The following is a 16,489-nucleotide window of genomic DNA, read 5'->3' on the forward strand; positions in this document are numbered from 1 at the left end:
CGCAGCATCGGACGACTCGCTCATTGAGCGGGTGGGCTGCCGGCAACACACCTCCCAATAGTAAAGTCGGCAAATCAACGTGAAGCGGGCAGAGGAAGAACCTCAACGCCAGGCGAATCCGGTCATCATCTTTTCTATTTATCGACGACGATCTTCTTCATACGTTATCTGCAATATATTTTTTGGTCCTACCCTTGCAGCTGCAAGATCAACATGCCTAAGCTGTAGCGCGTAGGGACGCAATGTTCCGTAGGGCAAGTGACTCTAAATCGCCGAGGAGAACGATCATGAACCATGCCATACTGGTAGGGATAAACGCATATCCGTTTCCTAACGTTCTCCACGGTTGTCTCGATGACGTGTCCGACATATCCAAGGAACTACAGTCGCAATACCAATTTTCTCCGACAGAAATAATTACGATAACGGACGCCGAGGCGACTGCATCGAAGATAAAAGCAAGTCTCTCCGCAGCAGTTGCCAAACTTAAAAGCGGTGACAAATTCATTCTTTGGTATAGCGGTCATGGCGCTCAACTCACCGAGGGCGATATTGGCACCGACGTGATATGTCCCGTCGATTTTGATTTCACACCAGAGACGTCTGTCACGGTCGACGATTTTCACAATATCTTCTCAAAGATTCCCAATGGGGTAGTAGCGGCATGGGGGTCCGACTCATGTCACAGTGGCGATCTCGAGAAGGATTTTTACCGCTTGGGAGCGCCAAAACAATTCTACAGTGCCCGGCCTCAGAAGCCCGTAAAGACAGTCCGGAGCTTTAAGGACGTTTCTTCAGCGCTGCCTAATATTTCGTTGGTGGCAGGTTGTCAGAGCTCACAAACGAGCGCGGATGCCTATATAAACGACAGGTATAACGGTGCATTTACGTATTTCTTTTTAGAACAATTGAGGTCACCCGGCGGAGTCACGGAACCACTCCAGAAGCTCGTGGCACAAACAACGACTGCCCTCCATGACGCTGGTTACACCCAGTCCCCTCAATTAACCGGGCACGCCGATAGTATCGGGAAGGCGTTTTTGCACAACTGACACACGTCCAGCAGTAAGACGTCGCCGGTACAGACGCTTCATTGCAAAAGCAAATGGACCAAAATATTCAAAAGCTGGGTTTTGAGGCTCGTCACCGTCCGGTCGGCGTCGAGCCACGAGACGGTGCAATCAGCAATGCGGCGAAAGGTGCTGCGCTCGCAGCGGCCCGCAAACACCGCTGCGTCGCCATTAGCGGACGCGTTCACGCACTCGTCGAGTTCGGGCGCCTTACCGCCCGGCTGGCGGGACTTCGCAATCCATCATCGCGCCCGTGCGGCAAGGCGCGTGATCATCCGTTCAGCCATCGCGCGGTCGATGACTTCGAATGACCGGCTCGTGCGCTCATAGGCATACATGGCGCCAGTCGCGATGTCGAACCACCAGCCGCTCAATACGAGCGCCCCGGCAGTGACTTGCTGGCGGACGATCGGGTATGTCATCAGGTGCTCGAGTTGCACCAGTACATTGAGTTGCGACAATTGATCGTGCGTTTTCAGGCTGTCATCGAGAGGACCTTCCTGTTCGAGCCGAAACGCTGCGTTGCTGGCGTGGCATAGCCATTTATCGAGGTTTGGCGATTTCAGCTTGGCGTTTCTCGAGAAGACTGCCTTCATCGCACCGCACTCTGAATGCCCGCACACGACGATATTCGCGACTTTCAACACCAGCACGGCGTACTCGATCGCGCTTGCCTCGGAAAGATCTCCGGTAGAGACGCCCTCCGTGGTCGCCGGTGGTATCAGGTTGCCGACGTTGCGCATCGTAAAGAGATCACCGGGATGGGTTGAGGCGAGCAGGTCCGGTACCACGCGGCTATCCGAGCATGTTATGAAGAGCGCATCAGGTGTCTGCGCGAGCGCCAGTTTGCTGAACTGCTGCGCGTATTGCGGCAGCATTTTCTCCCGGAACTCAACGATTCCCATGATGAGTTTGCGCATGGCTTACCTCAGAAAGGAGTGGGTTGTTTTGCGGTCGAGGTATCCGATCCTCCCAGCCCTTGCGAGTCGGGGATACGGGCCAAGGCCAGGTCCTCGGAAAATATATACTTCGCGTCGATCGTGCGGTCGAGCAGTGTCAGCTCGGCACGCAGGGCGTCATGGCGATGTTCCGGCAAGCACTGGATGAGATTCTCAATCGCCGCGCGCTGACGGCGCGCGATCTGAATGCTGCCCGCGCCGCACTGACGTATTTCGCGAAAACTGATGTGCACGAAATCTTCCCAGTTCGGCGTTCGAAAGATGACACACACACGTCCAGAGCTATCGACAATCTCTTCGTTGTACAAAGACCGTTTTCCCACTACACGCAATAGCCGTTGCAACTGATCAATCGCCAGCACGGCCGTGGTTGGATCGTTGATCGCAGCCGATAGCGCTTTCAGCGCAATATCGACCAGGATGCGAAACGCGAACATGGGATCCTGTTCCATCGTGCGCTCAGTCCCAAAAGCAACCAGTGTGCGCAGCCTGTTTTCATCGATTGCGTCTGAGCTCCCGTACAAATAGAACAAGGGTTCGTCCACTGCGAGAAAATCGCCGACTTGCGGCGCGAATTCGATCACCGAGTTAGTGCGCCTCGCCTTGGCGACAAGCCTGTCGAGATTCACGGCCAGAACAATGCCCGATTTCCCACGGTGGCGAATGGTGCGGGTCGGTTCACCTCGCTTCTGGTCAAGTCTCGGCCGGGCAATTCGGCCCGTAGTCGGGGTGGGATAGACGCTCTCGATGACCTCTATTCCGAGTTCCCCAACTCGCGCTACGAGGCTTACCGGCCGCAGGGACTTCGCCGCGTAATCGATCAGGAAAAGGAATGCGACGACGGACGCAAATCCAAATAGCGCCGCAATGAATACCTGAAATTGGTGTACCTCATTTTCCCCCATCCAGCCCAGGGTTCTGTTGGCAAATAGTAGTGTAAAAACGAACAAACCAGAGATGCCGCGGATGACGTTATCGCGCAGCAATGTCGTCGCGATGATCCGTGGGGTGTATTGGCCGCCAGCGACCTGGATTGCTACGAGCAGAGAGCCGAACGTAAACACCAGAAACGCCAGATCTGCAGAAACTACGTCGCCAACGAGTGACCGCGCCCCAGTCATGGATAGCCCAAGGAGGCCGGTTTTCGGATCAAGGATGCGTTGCCCTATCATCCACCTTCCCAGCATTTCAGTGAGGGGCTTTACCACAGCATAGATCGCTACTGCGATGAGCGGCACAGTCCATAGTGAAGTTTTGAGGTAACTCTTTAAGCTGTACCAGCGATTCCAGTCCATGTTTGCGCTCTCCCTGATATCCACACCGCAGTGGAGTTCGAAAGGTTCGCGGTTCGCCTCGAGGCCATGCAAAGGAGACTGCGCGATGAAGTGCGCGAATATCTGCGCTTACCTTATGGTCGCGTCTTCCGGGTTGGATCCCCCGCCTTTACCGCGATGCCGCACGGCGAGGGTCCTGTCAACACCCGCAACCGACAGTGCTGCCAACAGGCGAGTCGATCTGCTATACCAGTACTGTCTGATCATTGCGGGTTTGCGCCGGATCGGCACCGGCCTGGATGGGCTCGATGGCACGTACGCGGTTATCGGACACTCGAACCTTTCCGAAATGATGAGACTCGTGACCTTCAGGTCGGTCAATCAGACTTTGGTCCCACAGGCCGAAGCCGTCGAGTTTCCGGGATAGCTTTTCGATGGATTTCGGAAATTTCGAAGCCGGAAGACATGCGACGTCGAACAGGAAAACCAGAGGAAGGAACACCACGAAGGCCGAGCATCAACGCGGCGGAAACGAACGGAAACACTTGCGGAGATCCGGCGCAGCGCGATTTTCTCCGGGACGACGGCTGCGTGATGTGTGAGGGAAGTCTGTCCTCGCCGCCGCGGCCGCCGGGAGAATTTGTTTCTCTGATTCGAAGAGCCGCCTCAGCAAATGCCAGTGGATCGATGCTGTCAACGCCCGAATAGATTCTCTCTGATTTGCCGGAGATGGTTCGTCAGTAGCTCGCAAGCCGCCTCGGCATCGCGATCGCGCAGCGCCTCCACGATCGCGCGGTGCTGCGCCTCGTACTGGCTGCGCCGTTCAGGCGTGAGCGACAGGCGCTTCAGACGTCCCCACTCGCCCTGCTCGCGCACCTCGTTGGTCAATTCGAGCACGCGCAGAAAGAAGCTGTTGTGCGTCGCGACCGCCAACGCGCGATGCAGCTCGCCGTCCCAGTGCTCGAATTCCTCGATCGTCTGCGCCGCCTCGGAACGCTCGATGCACTCGCTCATGTGCGCGAAATCGGCCACCGTCGCATAACGGACGATGAGTCCGGGCATCAGCGGTTCGATCAGCAGGCGTGCTTCCATCAGCTCGGCCGGGCTCGTCTGCACCGGGTGTGGCTTCGTCTCGGGCAGCGGTAGCGGGATAGGCGCCGGTGCCGGCAAGCTGGCGCCAGGCAGCACGAACGTGCCGCTGCCAACGGTCTGGCGGATGAGCCCGCGCTCTTTCAAATCGGCGAGTACCCGCCTGACGGCGCCGCGCGAAGCGCCGAACTCCTCGCTCAGTTCGCGTTCGGGCGGTAGGCGCACGCCTTCAGCGAAACGCCCGCTGCGAATCGCTTCCTCCAGATAGCTGGCGAGCTCCCGTGCCCCTTTCGCCCTGACTGTCAGTCTTGTCTCGACGTCACTCATACCCAGTCCTGCCGTGCATCAAACAGAACCAATTGGTTCTTGTTTTTGGTTAACCCTAGTTCTATTTGTCCAAAGTTGGTCCTACAGTGGTTCCAGATTGACCCACCAGACCTAGATTAAAGGCCCATCATGAAATTAGCAACTTTGCGCCACGAAGGAGCGAGAGCGGTCGCCCTTGTCGACACGGAAGCCGGCGTGTACTGGCCGGTATCGCAGCTCTGCGACGGCTTTTCCGGTGACATGGTCCAATTGGTTCAACAATTCTCCGACCTGCGCGAAGCGCTGCGTCCGCGTGGCGAAGGGTACGCGCTCGCGTCGGCGACGCTGCTCGCACCGATCGACCAGCCGCGGCGAAACGTTTTCTGTGTCGGCAAGAACTATCACGACCACGCCGAAGAGTTCAGCAAGTCCGGCTTCGACAAAAGCGCACAGGCAGGCGAGCACATTCCGGAGGCGCCCGTCGTGTTCACCAAGCCCGCGTCGACGATCATCGCGACGGGCGAGCGCATTCCGCGACATGCCGACGTGACCCAACAGCTCGACTACGAAGCCGAGATCGGCGTGGTCATCGGCAAGGCGGGTCGGGCCATCTCGAAGGCCAATGCGCTCGATCACGTGTTTGGCTACACGATCATCAACGACGTCACCGCGCGCGATCTGCAAAAGCTGCATCGGCAGTGGTTTCTCGGCAAATCGCTCGACGGGTTCTGCCCGATGGGCCCTTATCTCGTCACGGCCGACGAACTCGACGCCTCGAACATCGACGTGCGTTGCTGGATCAACGGCGAGTTGCGTCAGGAGTCGAATTCGAAGCTGCTGATCTTCGACATCCCGACGATCATCGCGACGCTGTCGGCCGGCATGGAACTGCAGCCGGGCGACGTCATCGCGACGGGCACTCCGGCCGGCGTCGGCATCGGCTTCAATCCACCGAAATTCCTGCAAAGCGGTGATGTCGTGCGCATGGAGATTGCGCGCATCGGCATCCTTGAAAACGAGGTGGCATGAACATGGCAACGACGCAAGTGCAAGGCGTATTCATCGAGACCGAAGGCGAAGGCGCGCCGGTCGTCTGCATCCACGGTCTTGGCGGTTCCTCGAACAACTGGACGCCGGTGCTGCCGGCGTTCGAAGGCAGGAAGGTGATCCGCATCGATCTGCCGGGCAGCGCGCGCTCGCCGTTGCCCGAGCGGAAGCTGTCGATCGATTCGTATGTGGACACGATCGTCTCCGTGCTGCGCGAGCTTCACGTGAATCACGCGGACATCGTCGCGCATTCGATGGGTACCATCGTCGCGCAGCATCTGGCGGTGAAGTATCCCGAGTTGGTCAGAAGCCTCGCGCTGTTCGGGCCGCTCGTCGCTCCGCCCGACGCCGCGCGCGACGGCATGCGTCAGCGCGCGGGCATCGCGCGCGACAAGGGCGTGCCGGGCCTGCAGGAGATCGCCGATGCGATCGTCAAAGGCGCCACCAGCGACGAAACGAAGTCGCAGCGGCCCGTGACGCTCGCGCTCGTGCGCGAAAGCGTGATGCGTCAATCGCCCGAAGGCTATGCGCAAAGCTGCGAGGCGCTGGCCGGCGCGCAAGCCGCCGAGATCGAACGCATCGAGGTGCCGACGCTGCTCGTGACCGGCGACCAGGACGGCGTCGGCAAGCCCGACGCCGTGAAGGCGATGGGCGAGCGCATCCGGGGCGCGCAAGTGGTCGTGCTGAGCGGCTGCGGTCATTGGACGACGTTCGAAAAACCCGCCGAAGCGACGGCCGAGTTGAAGCGTTTCTATCAGGCGGTGCTGTGAGGAATTGAACAGGCGGGCGAGCCGCGTCGATCACAAAAGCCGCATTGAACGGCGATCGACGGGCGCCCGATCGGAAGCTAACCAGGATCAGGCAGTAATCAACCTGCGGCGTACGCCCAAGCGCGTTCCGCGCCGCGTGGAGGAGACAGACATGAGTTCGATCTTGTTCACCAACGTTTCGGTTTTCGATGGCAGCGGTGCCCAGCCTTTCAGAGGTCAGGTGCTGGTGGACGGGCAGCGCATCATCCGCGTCGCTCGCGAGGAAGAGCCGATCAATGCGCCGCAGGCACAGCGCATCGATGGCCGTGGCGCATTCCTGATGCCGGGCATGACCGAAGCGCACACGCATTTCTCGTGGAACGACCAGCCGTCGCTTTCCGCGATCCAGTTCATGCCGCCCGAGGAGCACATGCTCTGGTGCGTGCGCGTGGCCAAGCGTTATCTGGAGATGGGCTGGACCTCGGCGCTAGGCGCGGCCGCCGCCAAGCCGCGCCTCGATGTCGTGCTGCGCAATGCGGTCAACGCCGGCGAATTTCCGGGTCCGCGCTATCTGGCGGGCAGCCAGGAGATCACGATTCTCGGTGGCCTCGCGGACAACACGCTGCCGCACATGCCATTCAAGGAACTGAATTTCGGCGCGGTCGTGAGCGGGCCGGAAGAGATGCGCGCGACCACGCGCATGTTCGTCAAGTATGGCGTCGATCATCTGAAGATCAATCTGTCGGGCGAATACATCGCGGGCATTTCGGCGGAGTCGTCGCCGTTTTCCGAGGAGGAGATTGCCATGCTCGCCGCCGAGGCGAAGCGCGCCGGCAAGCGTGTGGCGGCCCATGCGCGCTCGAGCGAATCGGTCAAGCAATGCGTGCGGCACGGGCTGGAGCTGATCTTCCACGCAAGCTTCGCCGACGAGGAAGCCCTCGACATGCTCGAAGCGAACAAGGAGAAGCACTTCGTCGCGCCGGGTATCGGCTGGCTCATCAGCACGCTGTATCACGCGGAGAAGTGGGGCATCACCGAGGAGATGGCGACGAAGATGGGCTACAAGCGCGAGCTCGAAACCGCCGCGATCACGCTGCAGAAAATGCACAAGCGCGGCATCCGCATTCTGCCGGGCGGCGACTACGGCTTTGCATGGATGCCGCATGGCACGAACGCGCGCGACCTTCAATACTTCGTCGACTACCTCGGCATGACGCCGATGGAAGTGCTGATCGCGGCCACGCGCTACGGCGGCGAGCTGATGATGATGCCCGAGGAGCTCGGCCAGATTCGCGAGGGCTATCTCGCCGACATCATTCTCGTCGACGGCAACCCGCTCGCTGACCTCACGATCCTGCAGGACCCCAACAAGATCACGCTCGTGATGAAGGATGGCGAGATCTTCAAGACGAAACACGACGCGTTGCCGCCGCGCGGCGAACTTCATGTGGGCGCTGCCTTGCCGGCCGATCCGGGCGTCGAAACCGGGGCGGCGACCGCTGCACCGGTGCACTGAGCTTCACCCACAAAAAAATGCGCGAAGCCGGCCGCGGGACGCGGCTCGCGTGTTCGCGCGCACATGAGACTTCAGGAGACGAGATGACACCGCGTATTTTGCTGGCCACCGTGGCGACGAGCCTCGCGTGCGCATCGGCGTTCGCCGCCGCACCCGATATCGGCTTGTCCAACGGCTATTTCGGCACCGAATGGCGCAATCAGATGATCGACGGCGCCAATCAGCAGTTCGATGCATACAAGTCGAAGGGCCTCGCCGACAAGCTGGTCGTGCAGCAATCCGGCGCCAACACCGGTCAGCAGATTCAGGACATGCGCAACATGATTCGCCAGAAGGTCGGCGCGATCATGGTCGATGCGAACTCGGCCACCGCGTTGAACGGTGTGATCTCGGAGGCGCAGCGCAGCAAGATCCCGGTCGTGTCGTTCGACCAGGCGGTGTCGAATCGCTACGCGACCAACGTGACCGTCGATCACTACAAGTGGGGCCAGCGCTACGCGGAATGGATCGCGGAGCAGTTGCACGGCAAGGGCAATGTCGTGGTGCTGGACGGCATTCCCGGCCATCCGGCCGCCGAGGCGCGCAAGAAGGCCGCGCTCGATACCTTCGCGAAATATCCCGGCATCAAGGTCGTCTGGTCCGGCTATGGGGAATGGGACGAGGCGAAGGCGCAATCGGTGATGGCGACGGTGATCGCGGCGCAACCGGAAATCGACGCGGTGTTCACCGAAGATGCGATGGCGCTCGGCGTTCTGCGCGCGTTCGAGAACGCGAATCGTCGCGTGCCGATCATGACCGGCGAGGCGCAAAAGGGCTTTCTCACCGAATGGAAAAAGCAGCGCGACGCCGGCAATCCAATGAAGGTCTTCGTGCAGGTGAATCCGCCCGATATCAGCCGCACGGCGCTCGGTATCGCGGTGCGCCTCGCGCATGGACGCGCGCTCAAGCCGCTGCCCGACAACACCTACTACTTCCCGATCACCAAGACCGTGACGGCCGAGAATCTCGACGCTACGCTCGCTTCGATGAGCAACAAGCCTGACAGCTACTTTCTCGGCCAATGGCTGAGCGAAGCCGAGCTCGATGCGCTCTTCACGCAATAGCGCCAATCATGTCCGTGCTCATCGCGAAGGGACTGACGAAACGCTATGGCGGCGTGCTCGCGCTCGATGGCGCGAGCCTCACGCTGAACCCGGGAGAAGTGCTGGGGCTGCTCGGCGCCAACGGCTCGGGCAAGTCGACGTTGTCGAGCATCCTCGCCGGCGACCGGATGCCGGATGAAGGTTCGATCGACATGAACGGCACGCCATTGCGCCTCGGCTCACCGAGGGCGGCGCGCGCGGCGGGTATCGCGATCGCGCATCAGCATCCGGGTCTCGCGCCCGATCTGCCGGTGTGGGAGAACGTGTTTCTCGGCGCGGAGCTGTGCCGTGCGGGCCGTTTTCTCGATCAGCCGCGCACGCGTGCGCGTGCCACGCAACTGTTGGAGAGTTTGAGGCCGGGGTGGAACGTCGAGGCGAGCGCGGGAAGTCTCAGCGCCGCGGATCAGCAACTCGTCGAAATCGCGAGAGCGCTCGCGCTCAAGCCGCGCATTCTGATTCTCGACGAACCGACCGCCGCGCTCACCGCCGCCGAAGTCGACAGCCTGATGCACGTCGTGCGAAACCTGACGGCGCGCGGCACCGCGGTCGTTTTCATTTCGCATCGGATGGCGGAGATCGAAGCGCTGTGCGATCGCGTGCTGGTGTTGTGCAACGGCCGCCCGGTGGGCGAGCTACCGGTTGGCGGTCAACTCGACGAAGCGCGCGTGCTCGAGCTGATGGGCGGCGCGGCTGCCGCGCAGGTGCGCGATGGCAAGCGTGGACGTGCCGGTCGTCCGGCGCATACAGCTGGGACCGTCGCGCTCAGCGTGAGGGATCTGCGTGCGGGTGCGCGGCTGCGCGGCGTCGGTTTCGAGTTGAAACGCGGGGAGATCCTTGGCATCGCGGGATTGCAGGGCCACGGGCAGGAAGAACTGCTCGACGCGCTCGCAGGCTTTCGCGTGCCGGACGGCGGCGAGCTCAGGCTGGACGGATCAGCCGGAGCGAGGACGATCGTGCCGCGCTCGGCCCGTCAGATGATCGCCGCGGGCGTGTGTCTCGTGCCCAACGACCGGCATCGCCAGGGCCTGTGGCTCGATCATCCGGTCGAATTCAATCTGGCGCAGGTCAGCGTGAACTTCGAGGCGAGCCCGTGGCGCTTGCGTCGCGCGCCGATCCGCCGCTTCGTCGACGACGTGGTGGCGCGTCTGCGCATCAAGACCTCCGACGTGAGCCAGCCGGTGCGCGATCTCTCGGGCGGCAATCAGCAGAAGGTGGTGATCGGACGCTGGCTGAACCGGCAGGTCGACGTGCTGCTGCTCAGCGATCCGACCAAGGGCGTCGATGTGATCGCCCGCAGGGAAATCTACGAGACGATCGGTGCGCTTGCGCAAGCGGGGACCGCCGTGCTCGTGTATGCATCGGATACCGAAGAATTGCTCGCGGTTTGCGACCGGCTGATCGTCATGTACGAAGGCCGGATCGTCGCGGAGCTGGAAGGTGATGAGATGAATGAATCCCGCGTGACGAGCGCGCTGTTCGGCCGGAGCGCGGCATGAAGGCGCATCTGGGAGAGGGACTGGCTGGCGTTGACGCACGGCCGCCGGGCAAACGGCTCGGGGTCGCGCTGAGGGCGTCGTGCGCGCGTGTCGCGAGCGCGTTGCCCGCGCTCGTCATGCTGCTCGCGGTCGTGATCGCGAACGCATGGCTGCAGCCGGACTTTCTGACGGCCGATTCGCTCGCGAGCAACATGCAGAACGCCGCGCCGGTGATTCTCATCTGCATGGCGCAGGCGGTCGTCGTGTTGATGGGAGAGCTCGATCTGTCGATGGGCGCGGGCATCTCGCTCGTCAACTGCGTGCTCGCCGCCGCGCCTGCTCTGATGGGCTGGGGGATGGGCGCGACGTGTCTCGCCGCGCTGGCCGCCGCGCTGCTCGCCGGTGCGTGCAACGGTCTGCTGGTTGGCTATGCGAAGCAAAGCGCGCTGATCGCGACTTTTGCGACCGGGGCAGTCTGGTTCGGCTGCGCGCTCCTGCTGATCCCACAGCCGGGTGGCGCCGTGCCCGACGCTTTGGGCGAATGGTTCGCGGCGCGCGTCTTCGTGATTCCGCTCGCGGCGCTGCCCGTGCTCGCCGCTCTCGCGCTGTGGGTGCTCCTGCAGCGGCATCGCTTCGGACGCCGGCTGATCGCGACCGGCAGTCACGCCGACGCGATGTTCAAGGCCGGCATCGATGTCCGGCTCGTCAAGCTGCTCGGCTATCTGCTCGCCTGGCTCTTCGTGTTCGCGGCGGCGGTCTGCCTGAGCGCACAGACCGCGTCTGGAGATGCGCGTCTCGGACTGCCGTACACACTGAATTCTGTCGCGGCCGTGGTGATCGGCGGCATTTCGCTCGCGGGTGGGCGCGGCTCGATGATCGGCGCCGTCTGCGGCTCGCTCGTGCTCACGCTGATCGGCAACGTCGTGTATTTCGCCGGCATCCCGAGCAACTATCAGGAAGTGTTCAAGGGGGCCGTGATCGTCATTGCGCTCGGCTTCACGTTCGTGGGCGCGAAAGGGAGATGACGATGAAACCGAATTCGCGCCGGGCCTTTTTGCTGGCGCTCACCGTGATCGTGCTGATCGCGGGGCAGTTCGCGGTGCCGGGTTTCGCGAGCCTGGGCCAGGTCGCCAATCAGTTGAAGATCGCGACGTTTCTGGGGCTCTTCGCCATCGCGCAATCGCTCGTGATGATCGCGGGAGAGCAGGGGCTCGACCTGTCGGTCGGCGCGGCCGCGACGTTGGGGGGCATTCTTGGCGCCGCGCTGCTCGGACCGGCATCGGCGGGATTGCCGGCCGCGTTCGCCGTCGCGACGCTGGCCGGCGCAGTGGTGGGCGCGCTCAACGGCGTCGGGATCACGCTGCTATGCATCCCGCCGCTCGTGATGACACTCGCAATGGCGAGTCTCATCGATGGCGGATTGATCGTTTGGTCGTCGGTCATGCACGTCAACACGGCGGCAAGTCCCGCACTCGCGGCGCTCGCCGGCAGGACGGTCGGGGGCATGCCGAGCGTCGCGCTGATATGGCTCGTCGCGGGCGTGCTGATGTGGCGTTTCCTCGACCATTCGGCGTGGGGGCGTCGCCTCATGGCGACCGGCGCGAATCCGGTCGCGGCCGCCATTGCCGGTACGCGAGTGCGAGCCATCCGGATCGCGGTCTATGTCGCGAGCGGAAGCATCGCCGCTGTGACGGGCGTGTTGCTCGTCGGCTACGTCGGTCAGGCGTTTCTCGGGCTCGGGACGACCTATGTGCTGCCGAGCGTCGTCGTAGCGGTGATCGGCGGTGTGTCGCTCGCAGGGGGGCGGGGCGATTACATCGCGGTCGCGATCGCCGCCGTGTTGCTGACCGTACTCACGAGTTTGCTGACCGCGCTGCAGATCGGTGAAGCGGGGCGCCAATGCATTTTCGGCGCAACGCTGCTCGTCTTCCTCGCGCTCAACGGTTGGTCGTTCAAGGGAGCGCTTCGACGCAGTGCTTGATCATTGGGTCTGGATTGCCGTTCCCTTCAACTCCTCGGCGCGACAGCATGTCATCGATAAGAGCGCGAGCCTCGCGGTCGACGCACGTGAGAGCAACGCTCTCCGACTCGTAGGTAGTGGCATCGGCGAAGTCACCGGCGACGTCCTGTTTTCGCGTCGCTCTACGCAACGACCACGTCACGCGATAGGTTAGCGCGATTGCACCGGACAACCGGGCTGTCCGCGGCTCGATGTGGGCTTCGATAACGAATCCGCGATAACGTCCGACAATGTGATGTTTCATTGATTGACTTCACCGTTTTTCGAGCCCTAACCTCTACAGCCCGAAACTGCAGAGCGTCCAATCGATTCGCGACGGGCGGGCATCGAACGCTTCGAACCTCACCGTTCACCTCTCAATGCACGACGCCGGAGAAGAGAATGGCGCCTTCGGCTGGCGTCAGGCCCGCCTTGAAGTAGCCTTCGAGCCAGGCTTGCCGAACGATCAGGCCGCGACGCGGCCTATCCCCATCTCTGGACGGCGCTGGCCCGGCGGAAATACGTGCCATGCGCCGTCGGCGTGGCGAAAGAGGAAGACTGAAAACGCCCCGGTCGGCCAATCGATCTGAACGCGCACGCTGCGTGTTGCACCTGAGCGGGAGCGCTCCAGCAGACTCACGCGCGCCCCGCGGGCTCGCGCCGGGCCAACGAGTTTTTCGACCTGAGAACGCAGCGATCTGTTGGCCGCCATGACTTAACTCCTCGATCCACGATGAATCGATGCTATGGCGATTGGTGCGTGCGTCCAATCGGCGCCAGCGGAATGTCGCCTCAGGAAGCTCTGATTTCAGCTGTCAGGACTTCCTGAATCAGAAACAGCACGCAGACCGGCATTTAGGGTTTTTACCCATTCGCGAGGCTTTTTCTGAATGGATGGAATTCGGGATTTCCTGACACGCGAATCAGAATGTCACACCCTGATTTTCCAGCTTGCGCCGAATGCGACACACGTTCTGGTCGTAGATGATGAGCCATCGAAATGCCATGTCGAATTGATGCGTCATGATGGGCTATCTGTCGGAGCGGGAAAACGTCGTCGAGCAGATCGACTCCATATGTCTGCGACTGTTCGACACCTGGTGCGAGGCGCGCAGCGTGACATCGCTTGCGTATTTGATGCACTGCTGGCCACTGATCGACAGCACGCCCAACGCGCTCAGGCGCCTCGGCGAAACAATGCGTGAGTTGCGGCGTCATCACGCGGATCAGATCGACGAGTATGACTTTCGCGCGCTGTGCGAAGCGGCCGATCTGATCGACGAACTGGTCTCACCGCGCACGGTCCGGCTGATGGCGGTGGCGGGCGAGGCGCCGGACTAGCGAACTGAAGCGCAGGCGAAGCGCGGAACAGCATGCAGGCAGCGTGCTGCGGCGCCGAGGCTGCGGCGCGCTCTGTTTCATCGGACGTTTGAACCCGAGGCAGGGTGCGGTAGACCAGGCGTTGGCATCGAGTGCAGAATAGGACATCCACAACGGCGGCACTCGCGGGGATATATGGCGCTCGACGTTTTCGACGCATGGCGGTGCGAGTTCCTGCAACTCGCTAAGCGGTATCTCGAAGGGAACACCGCATCATGAGTCATCTCGCCGCGCCGGTCGCGTGCACTGGCACGATTCTGATCGTCGACGATACGCCGGGGAATCTTGGCGTGGTTGTCGACAGTCTCGTGGTGCGCGGCATTCGCGTGCTGGTGGCGCTCGACGGTATCGAAGCGTTGGAGCGCGCCGCCTTTTCGCAACCCGATGTGATCCTGCTCGACGTGAAGATGCCGGGCATCGACGGCTTCGAGACCTGTCGGCGCTTGAAGCGTGATGAGCGCACCAGCGATATCGCCGTCATATTCATGACCTCGCTGATGGACAACGAGGACCGCGTCGAAGGCTTTCTGGTGGGCGGAGTCGATTATGTGACCAAGCCATTGCGCGTCGATGAGACGGTCGCGCGCGTTGGCGTGCACCTCCAGCTGCGGGTGATGCACAAGCAGGTTCTCGCGCAGAACCGGCAACTGCTGGCGGAAGTCGCCGTGCGCAAGGAAACGGAAGCTGCGCTTTCGCACGCGCGCGACGATCTCGAGCGACGTGTCGCATTGCGCACCGAAGAACTGGCCCGCGCCAACGCGAACTTGCAGGCGCAGATCGACGAGCGGCGGCGCGCGGACGAGCGCCTGCAGGCGAGCGAGGCTCGCTTTCGCGCGATCGTCGAAACGAGTCCGGTGCCGCTGTGCATCACGTCGATGCCGGATGGGCGCATCCTTTACACGAACCCGCCGTTGCGCGAACTCTTTGGCATGGACGACGGCTTGTCAGCCAATATCGCGGATTTCTACGCCGAGCCGGGCGAGCGCGAGCGTCTGATCGAACATCTGCGCACGAACGGCAGCTTGCGCAACACGGAGGTACAGTTCCGGCGCCCGGACGGTACACGACTCTGGGTGATGGCGACGGCGCGTGTCGCGACTTACGACGATTCTCCCGCGATCTATGTGGGCCTGAACGACATCACGGGGCGCAAGCAGATGGAACAGGAGCTCGTCGAATCACGCGAGCAGCAGCGCGACCTGTACGCGTACATGGAGGCGATCCGCGAGGAGGAGAGAAAGCGCATTGCGATGGAGATTCACGACGAACTGGGGCAATTGCTGACCGCGCTCAAGATGGACGTGTCCCTGCTCAAGATGCGCATCACGCACGACCCGGAAGCGACAAAAAAAGCCGATGAAATGCGCCAACTGGTCGAAGGCACGATCTCGATGGTGCGCAACGTTGCGAGCCACCTGCGGCCCGCCGCGCTCAACTTCGGAATCGTGTCCGCGCTCGAATGGCTTGTCGACGAGTTCAACCGCCGCAATGCGATTGCGTGTGAACTGCGCATCGAAGGCGGTGAACCCGCGCTGTCCGATGCGCATGCGACGGCGCTGTTCCGCATCGCGCAGGCTTCGCTGACGAACGTCGCGCGTCATGCCGACGCCACACGTGTCGAGGTGACGCTCGTTTCCACGGCGGCGAAGCTCCTTCTGCATGTGCGTGACGACGGCCGCGGCTTCGACCAGCAAGTAGTGAGCCGCGACTATTCCTATGGCCTGCTCGGCATGAACGAGCGCGCGCGGCTGATTGGCGGATCGCTTTCGATCGACACCTCGCCGGGTGCGGGCACCGTGGTTTCGATTCACATTCCGCTCGATGGCGGAACACGAACATGATCAGGATCCTCATTGCGGACGATCATGCGATCGTTCGTGGCGGACTCAGACAGATCATCGCGACCACGAGCGATATCGTCGTTGCGGCGGAAGCGGCACAAGGGGCGGAAGTGATCGACAAGCTGCGCCCGTGCGCTGTCGATCTTCTATTGCTCGACATGACGATGCCCGGCATCAGCGGCGTCGCGCTGATCCGAAGAGTCCGGGCGGAGCATCCTTCGCTGCCCGTGCTGGTGCTGAGCATTCACGACGAGGCACAGGTCGCGTCTCGCGCGCTGCGCGCGGGAGCAACGGGCTATCTGACCAAGGACAGCGACCCGGAGGTGCTGCTCGCGGCGATCCGCAAGCTCGCGGACGGCGGCCGTTTCATCGATCCGAAGCTCGTCGATGCGATGGTGTTCGATACCCAGCGCGGCGACGTGCCGCCGCATGAAGTCCTGTCGGATCGCGAATTCCAGGTCCTGCAGATGCTCGCGGCTGGCAGAAGCATCAATGAAATCGCCCAGGCATGTGCCCTCAGCGCGAAAACGATCAGTACACACAAGATGCGGCTGATGCAGAAACTCGGTCTTTCGAACAACGCCGAGGTGATCCGGTACGCGATCCGCCACGGAATGATCGTCGAGTAGACAACGAAGGACG

17 protein-coding genes are annotated in these 16,489 nt (G+C 61.9%); 11 read left to right on the forward strand and 6 right to left on the reverse strand.

Annotation, left to right across the window (positions count from 1 at the left end; genetic code table 11):
• Positions 1–287: 287 nt before the first annotated feature.
• Entirely contained in the window at positions 288–1,052 is a 765-nt protein-coding gene (locus L0U84_RS37650; protein WP_233858205.1) for a caspase family protein, read from the forward strand.
• 38 nt (positions 1,053–1,090) lie between these two features.
• On the opposite strand, the gene L0U84_RS37655 is transcribed toward L0U84_RS37650, so the two are convergent.
• The 4 genes from L0U84_RS37655 to L0U84_RS37670 all read right to left on the reverse strand — a co-directional run bounded on the left by L0U84_RS37655 (position 1,091) and on the right by L0U84_RS37670 (position 4,719).
• The gene (locus tag L0U84_RS37655; RefSeq protein WP_233858207.1) at positions 1,091–1,258 is read right to left on the reverse strand and encodes a hypothetical protein; all 168 of its coding nucleotides are present in this window, start codon (positions 1,256–1,258) and stop codon (positions 1,091–1,093) included.
• A 54-nt stretch (positions 1,259–1,312) separates the two neighbouring features.
• Complete coding sequence (locus tag L0U84_RS37660) at positions 1,313–1,990, reverse strand: carbonic anhydrase (RefSeq protein WP_233858209.1); 678 nt, start codon at positions 1,988–1,990, stop codon at positions 1,313–1,315.
• Between the two features lie 8 nt (positions 1,991–1,998).
• Complete coding sequence (locus L0U84_RS37665; RefSeq protein WP_233858211.1) at positions 1,999–3,324, reverse strand: DUF2254 domain-containing protein; 1,326 nt, start codon at positions 3,322–3,324, stop codon at positions 1,999–2,001.
• 672 nt (positions 3,325–3,996) lie between these two features.
• Positions 3,997–4,719: a FadR/GntR family transcriptional regulator gene (locus tag L0U84_RS37670; protein ID WP_233858213.1), complete on the reverse strand. Its 723-nt coding sequence runs from the start codon at positions 4,717–4,719 to the stop codon at positions 3,997–3,999.
• 129 nt (positions 4,720–4,848) lie between these two features.
• Here L0U84_RS37670 and L0U84_RS37675 point away from each other — a divergent pair, with 129 nt between their 5' ends.
• From L0U84_RS37675 to L0U84_RS37705, 7 genes are all read left to right on the forward strand, one after another.
• The gene (locus L0U84_RS37675; protein WP_233858215.1) at positions 4,849–5,727 is read left to right on the forward strand and encodes a fumarylacetoacetate hydrolase family protein; all 879 of its coding nucleotides are present in this window, start codon (positions 4,849–4,851) and stop codon (positions 5,725–5,727) included.
• A gap of 2 nt (positions 5,728–5,729) precedes the next feature.
• Positions 5,730–6,515 (forward strand): alpha/beta fold hydrolase, encoded by a 786-nt coding sequence (locus L0U84_RS37680; RefSeq protein ID WP_233858217.1) that lies wholly within the window; start codon positions 5,730–5,732, stop codon positions 6,513–6,515.
• A gap of 151 nt (positions 6,516–6,666) precedes the next feature.
• Complete coding sequence (locus tag L0U84_RS37685) at positions 6,667–8,010, forward strand: metal-dependent hydrolase family protein (RefSeq protein WP_233858219.1); 1,344 nt, start codon at positions 6,667–6,669, stop codon at positions 8,008–8,010.
• Positions 8,011–8,093: 83 nt separating this feature from the next.
• Positions 8,094–9,113: an ABC transporter substrate-binding protein gene (locus L0U84_RS37690; RefSeq protein ID WP_233858221.1), complete on the forward strand. Its 1,020-nt coding sequence runs from the start codon at positions 8,094–8,096 to the stop codon at positions 9,111–9,113.
• A gap of 8 nt (positions 9,114–9,121) precedes the next feature.
• On the forward strand, positions 9,122–10,648 hold the full coding sequence (locus tag L0U84_RS37695) for a sugar ABC transporter ATP-binding protein (protein ID WP_233858223.1): 1,527 nt from the start codon (positions 9,122–9,124) through the stop codon (positions 10,646–10,648).
• The gene (locus L0U84_RS37700; protein WP_233858225.1) at positions 10,645–11,652 is read left to right on the forward strand and encodes an ABC transporter permease; all 1,008 of its coding nucleotides are present in this window, start codon (positions 10,645–10,647) and stop codon (positions 11,650–11,652) included. The genes L0U84_RS37695 and L0U84_RS37700 overlap by 4 nt, the downstream gene beginning before the upstream one ends.
• Positions 11,653–11,654: 2 nt before the next feature.
• Positions 11,655–12,608 (forward strand): ABC transporter permease, encoded by a 954-nt coding sequence (locus L0U84_RS37705; protein ID WP_233858227.1) that lies wholly within the window; start codon positions 11,655–11,657, stop codon positions 12,606–12,608.
• On the opposite strand, the gene L0U84_RS37710 is transcribed toward L0U84_RS37705, so the two are convergent.
• Both L0U84_RS37710 and L0U84_RS37715 read right to left on the reverse strand, forming a co-directional pair.
• The gene (locus L0U84_RS37710; protein ID WP_233858235.1) at positions 12,580–12,891 is read right to left on the reverse strand and encodes a hypothetical protein; all 312 of its coding nucleotides are present in this window, start codon (positions 12,889–12,891) and stop codon (positions 12,580–12,582) included. The genes L0U84_RS37705 and L0U84_RS37710 overlap by 29 nt on opposite strands.
• Before the next feature lie 112 nt (positions 12,892–13,003).
• Positions 13,004–13,156 (reverse strand): hypothetical protein, encoded by a 153-nt coding sequence (locus L0U84_RS37715; protein ID WP_233859941.1) that lies wholly within the window; start codon positions 13,154–13,156, stop codon positions 13,004–13,006.
• 493 nt (positions 13,157–13,649) lie between these two features.
• On the opposite strand from L0U84_RS37715, the gene L0U84_RS37725 reads away from it, so the two are divergent.
• The 3 genes from L0U84_RS37725 (at position 13,650) to L0U84_RS37735 (ending at position 16,476) form a co-directional block, all read left to right on the forward strand.
• On the forward strand, positions 13,650–13,967 hold the full coding sequence (locus L0U84_RS37725) for a hypothetical protein (RefSeq protein WP_233858239.1): 318 nt from the start codon (positions 13,650–13,652) through the stop codon (positions 13,965–13,967).
• Between the two features lie 254 nt (positions 13,968–14,221).
• Positions 14,222–15,847, forward strand: coding sequence for a response regulator (locus tag L0U84_RS37730; RefSeq protein ID WP_233858248.1), 1,626 nt, complete (start codon positions 14,222–14,224; stop codon positions 15,845–15,847).
• On the forward strand, positions 15,844–16,476 hold the full coding sequence (locus L0U84_RS37735) for a response regulator (RefSeq protein WP_233858250.1): 633 nt from the start codon (positions 15,844–15,846) through the stop codon (positions 16,474–16,476). Before L0U84_RS37730 ends, L0U84_RS37735 begins: the two co-directional genes overlap by 4 nt.
• The last annotated feature ends 13 nt before the right edge of the window (positions 16,477–16,489 follow it).

It is taken from the genome of Paraburkholderia sp. HD33-4 (assembly GCF_021390635.1).
Taxonomy (GTDB): domain Bacteria; phylum Pseudomonadota; class Gammaproteobacteria; order Burkholderiales; family Burkholderiaceae; genus Paraburkholderia.

Bases quoted from the DNA above. Each gene is read 5' to 3' on its own strand.
- L0U84_RS37690 (WP_233858221.1), top strand. From the start codon at position 8,094: ATGACACCGCGTATTTTGCTGGCCACCGTGGCGACGAGCCTCGCGTGC.
- L0U84_RS37695 (WP_233858223.1), top strand. From the start codon at position 9,122: ATGTCCGTGCTCATCGCGAAGGGACTGACGAAACGCTATGGCGGCGTG.
- L0U84_RS37710 (WP_233858235.1), bottom strand. From the start codon at position 12,891: ATGAAACATCACATTGTCGGACGTTATCGCGGATTCGTTATCGAAGCC.
- L0U84_RS37715 (WP_233859941.1), bottom strand. From the start codon at position 13,156: ATGGCACGTATTTCCGCCGGGCCAGCGCCGTCCAGAGATGGGGATAGG.
- L0U84_RS37665 (WP_233858211.1), bottom strand. From the start codon at position 3,324: ATGGACTGGAATCGCTGGTACAGCTTAAAGAGTTACCTCAAAACTTCA.
- L0U84_RS37650 (WP_233858205.1), top strand. From the start codon at position 288: ATGAACCATGCCATACTGGTAGGGATAAACGCATATCCGTTTCCTAAC.
- L0U84_RS37670 (WP_233858213.1), bottom strand. From the start codon at position 4,719: ATGAGTGACGTCGAGACAAGACTGACAGTCAGGGCGAAAGGGGCACGG.
- L0U84_RS37705 (WP_233858227.1), top strand. From the start codon at position 11,655: ATGAAACCGAATTCGCGCCGGGCCTTTTTGCTGGCGCTCACCGTGATC.
- L0U84_RS37730 (WP_233858248.1), top strand. From the start codon at position 14,222: ATGAGTCATCTCGCCGCGCCGGTCGCGTGCACTGGCACGATTCTGATC.
- L0U84_RS37675 (WP_233858215.1), top strand. From the start codon at position 4,849: ATGAAATTAGCAACTTTGCGCCACGAAGGAGCGAGAGCGGTCGCCCTT.
- L0U84_RS37725 (WP_233858239.1), top strand. From the start codon at position 13,650: ATGATGGGCTATCTGTCGGAGCGGGAAAACGTCGTCGAGCAGATCGAC.
- L0U84_RS37680 (WP_233858217.1), top strand. From the start codon at position 5,730: ATGGCAACGACGCAAGTGCAAGGCGTATTCATCGAGACCGAAGGCGAA.
- L0U84_RS37685 (WP_233858219.1), top strand. From the start codon at position 6,667: ATGAGTTCGATCTTGTTCACCAACGTTTCGGTTTTCGATGGCAGCGGT.
- L0U84_RS37735 (WP_233858250.1), top strand. From the start codon at position 15,844: ATGATCAGGATCCTCATTGCGGACGATCATGCGATCGTTCGTGGCGGA.
- L0U84_RS37660 (WP_233858209.1), bottom strand. From the start codon at position 1,990: ATGCGCAAACTCATCATGGGAATCGTTGAGTTCCGGGAGAAAATGCTG.
- L0U84_RS37700 (WP_233858225.1), top strand. From the start codon at position 10,645: ATGAAGGCGCATCTGGGAGAGGGACTGGCTGGCGTTGACGCACGGCCG.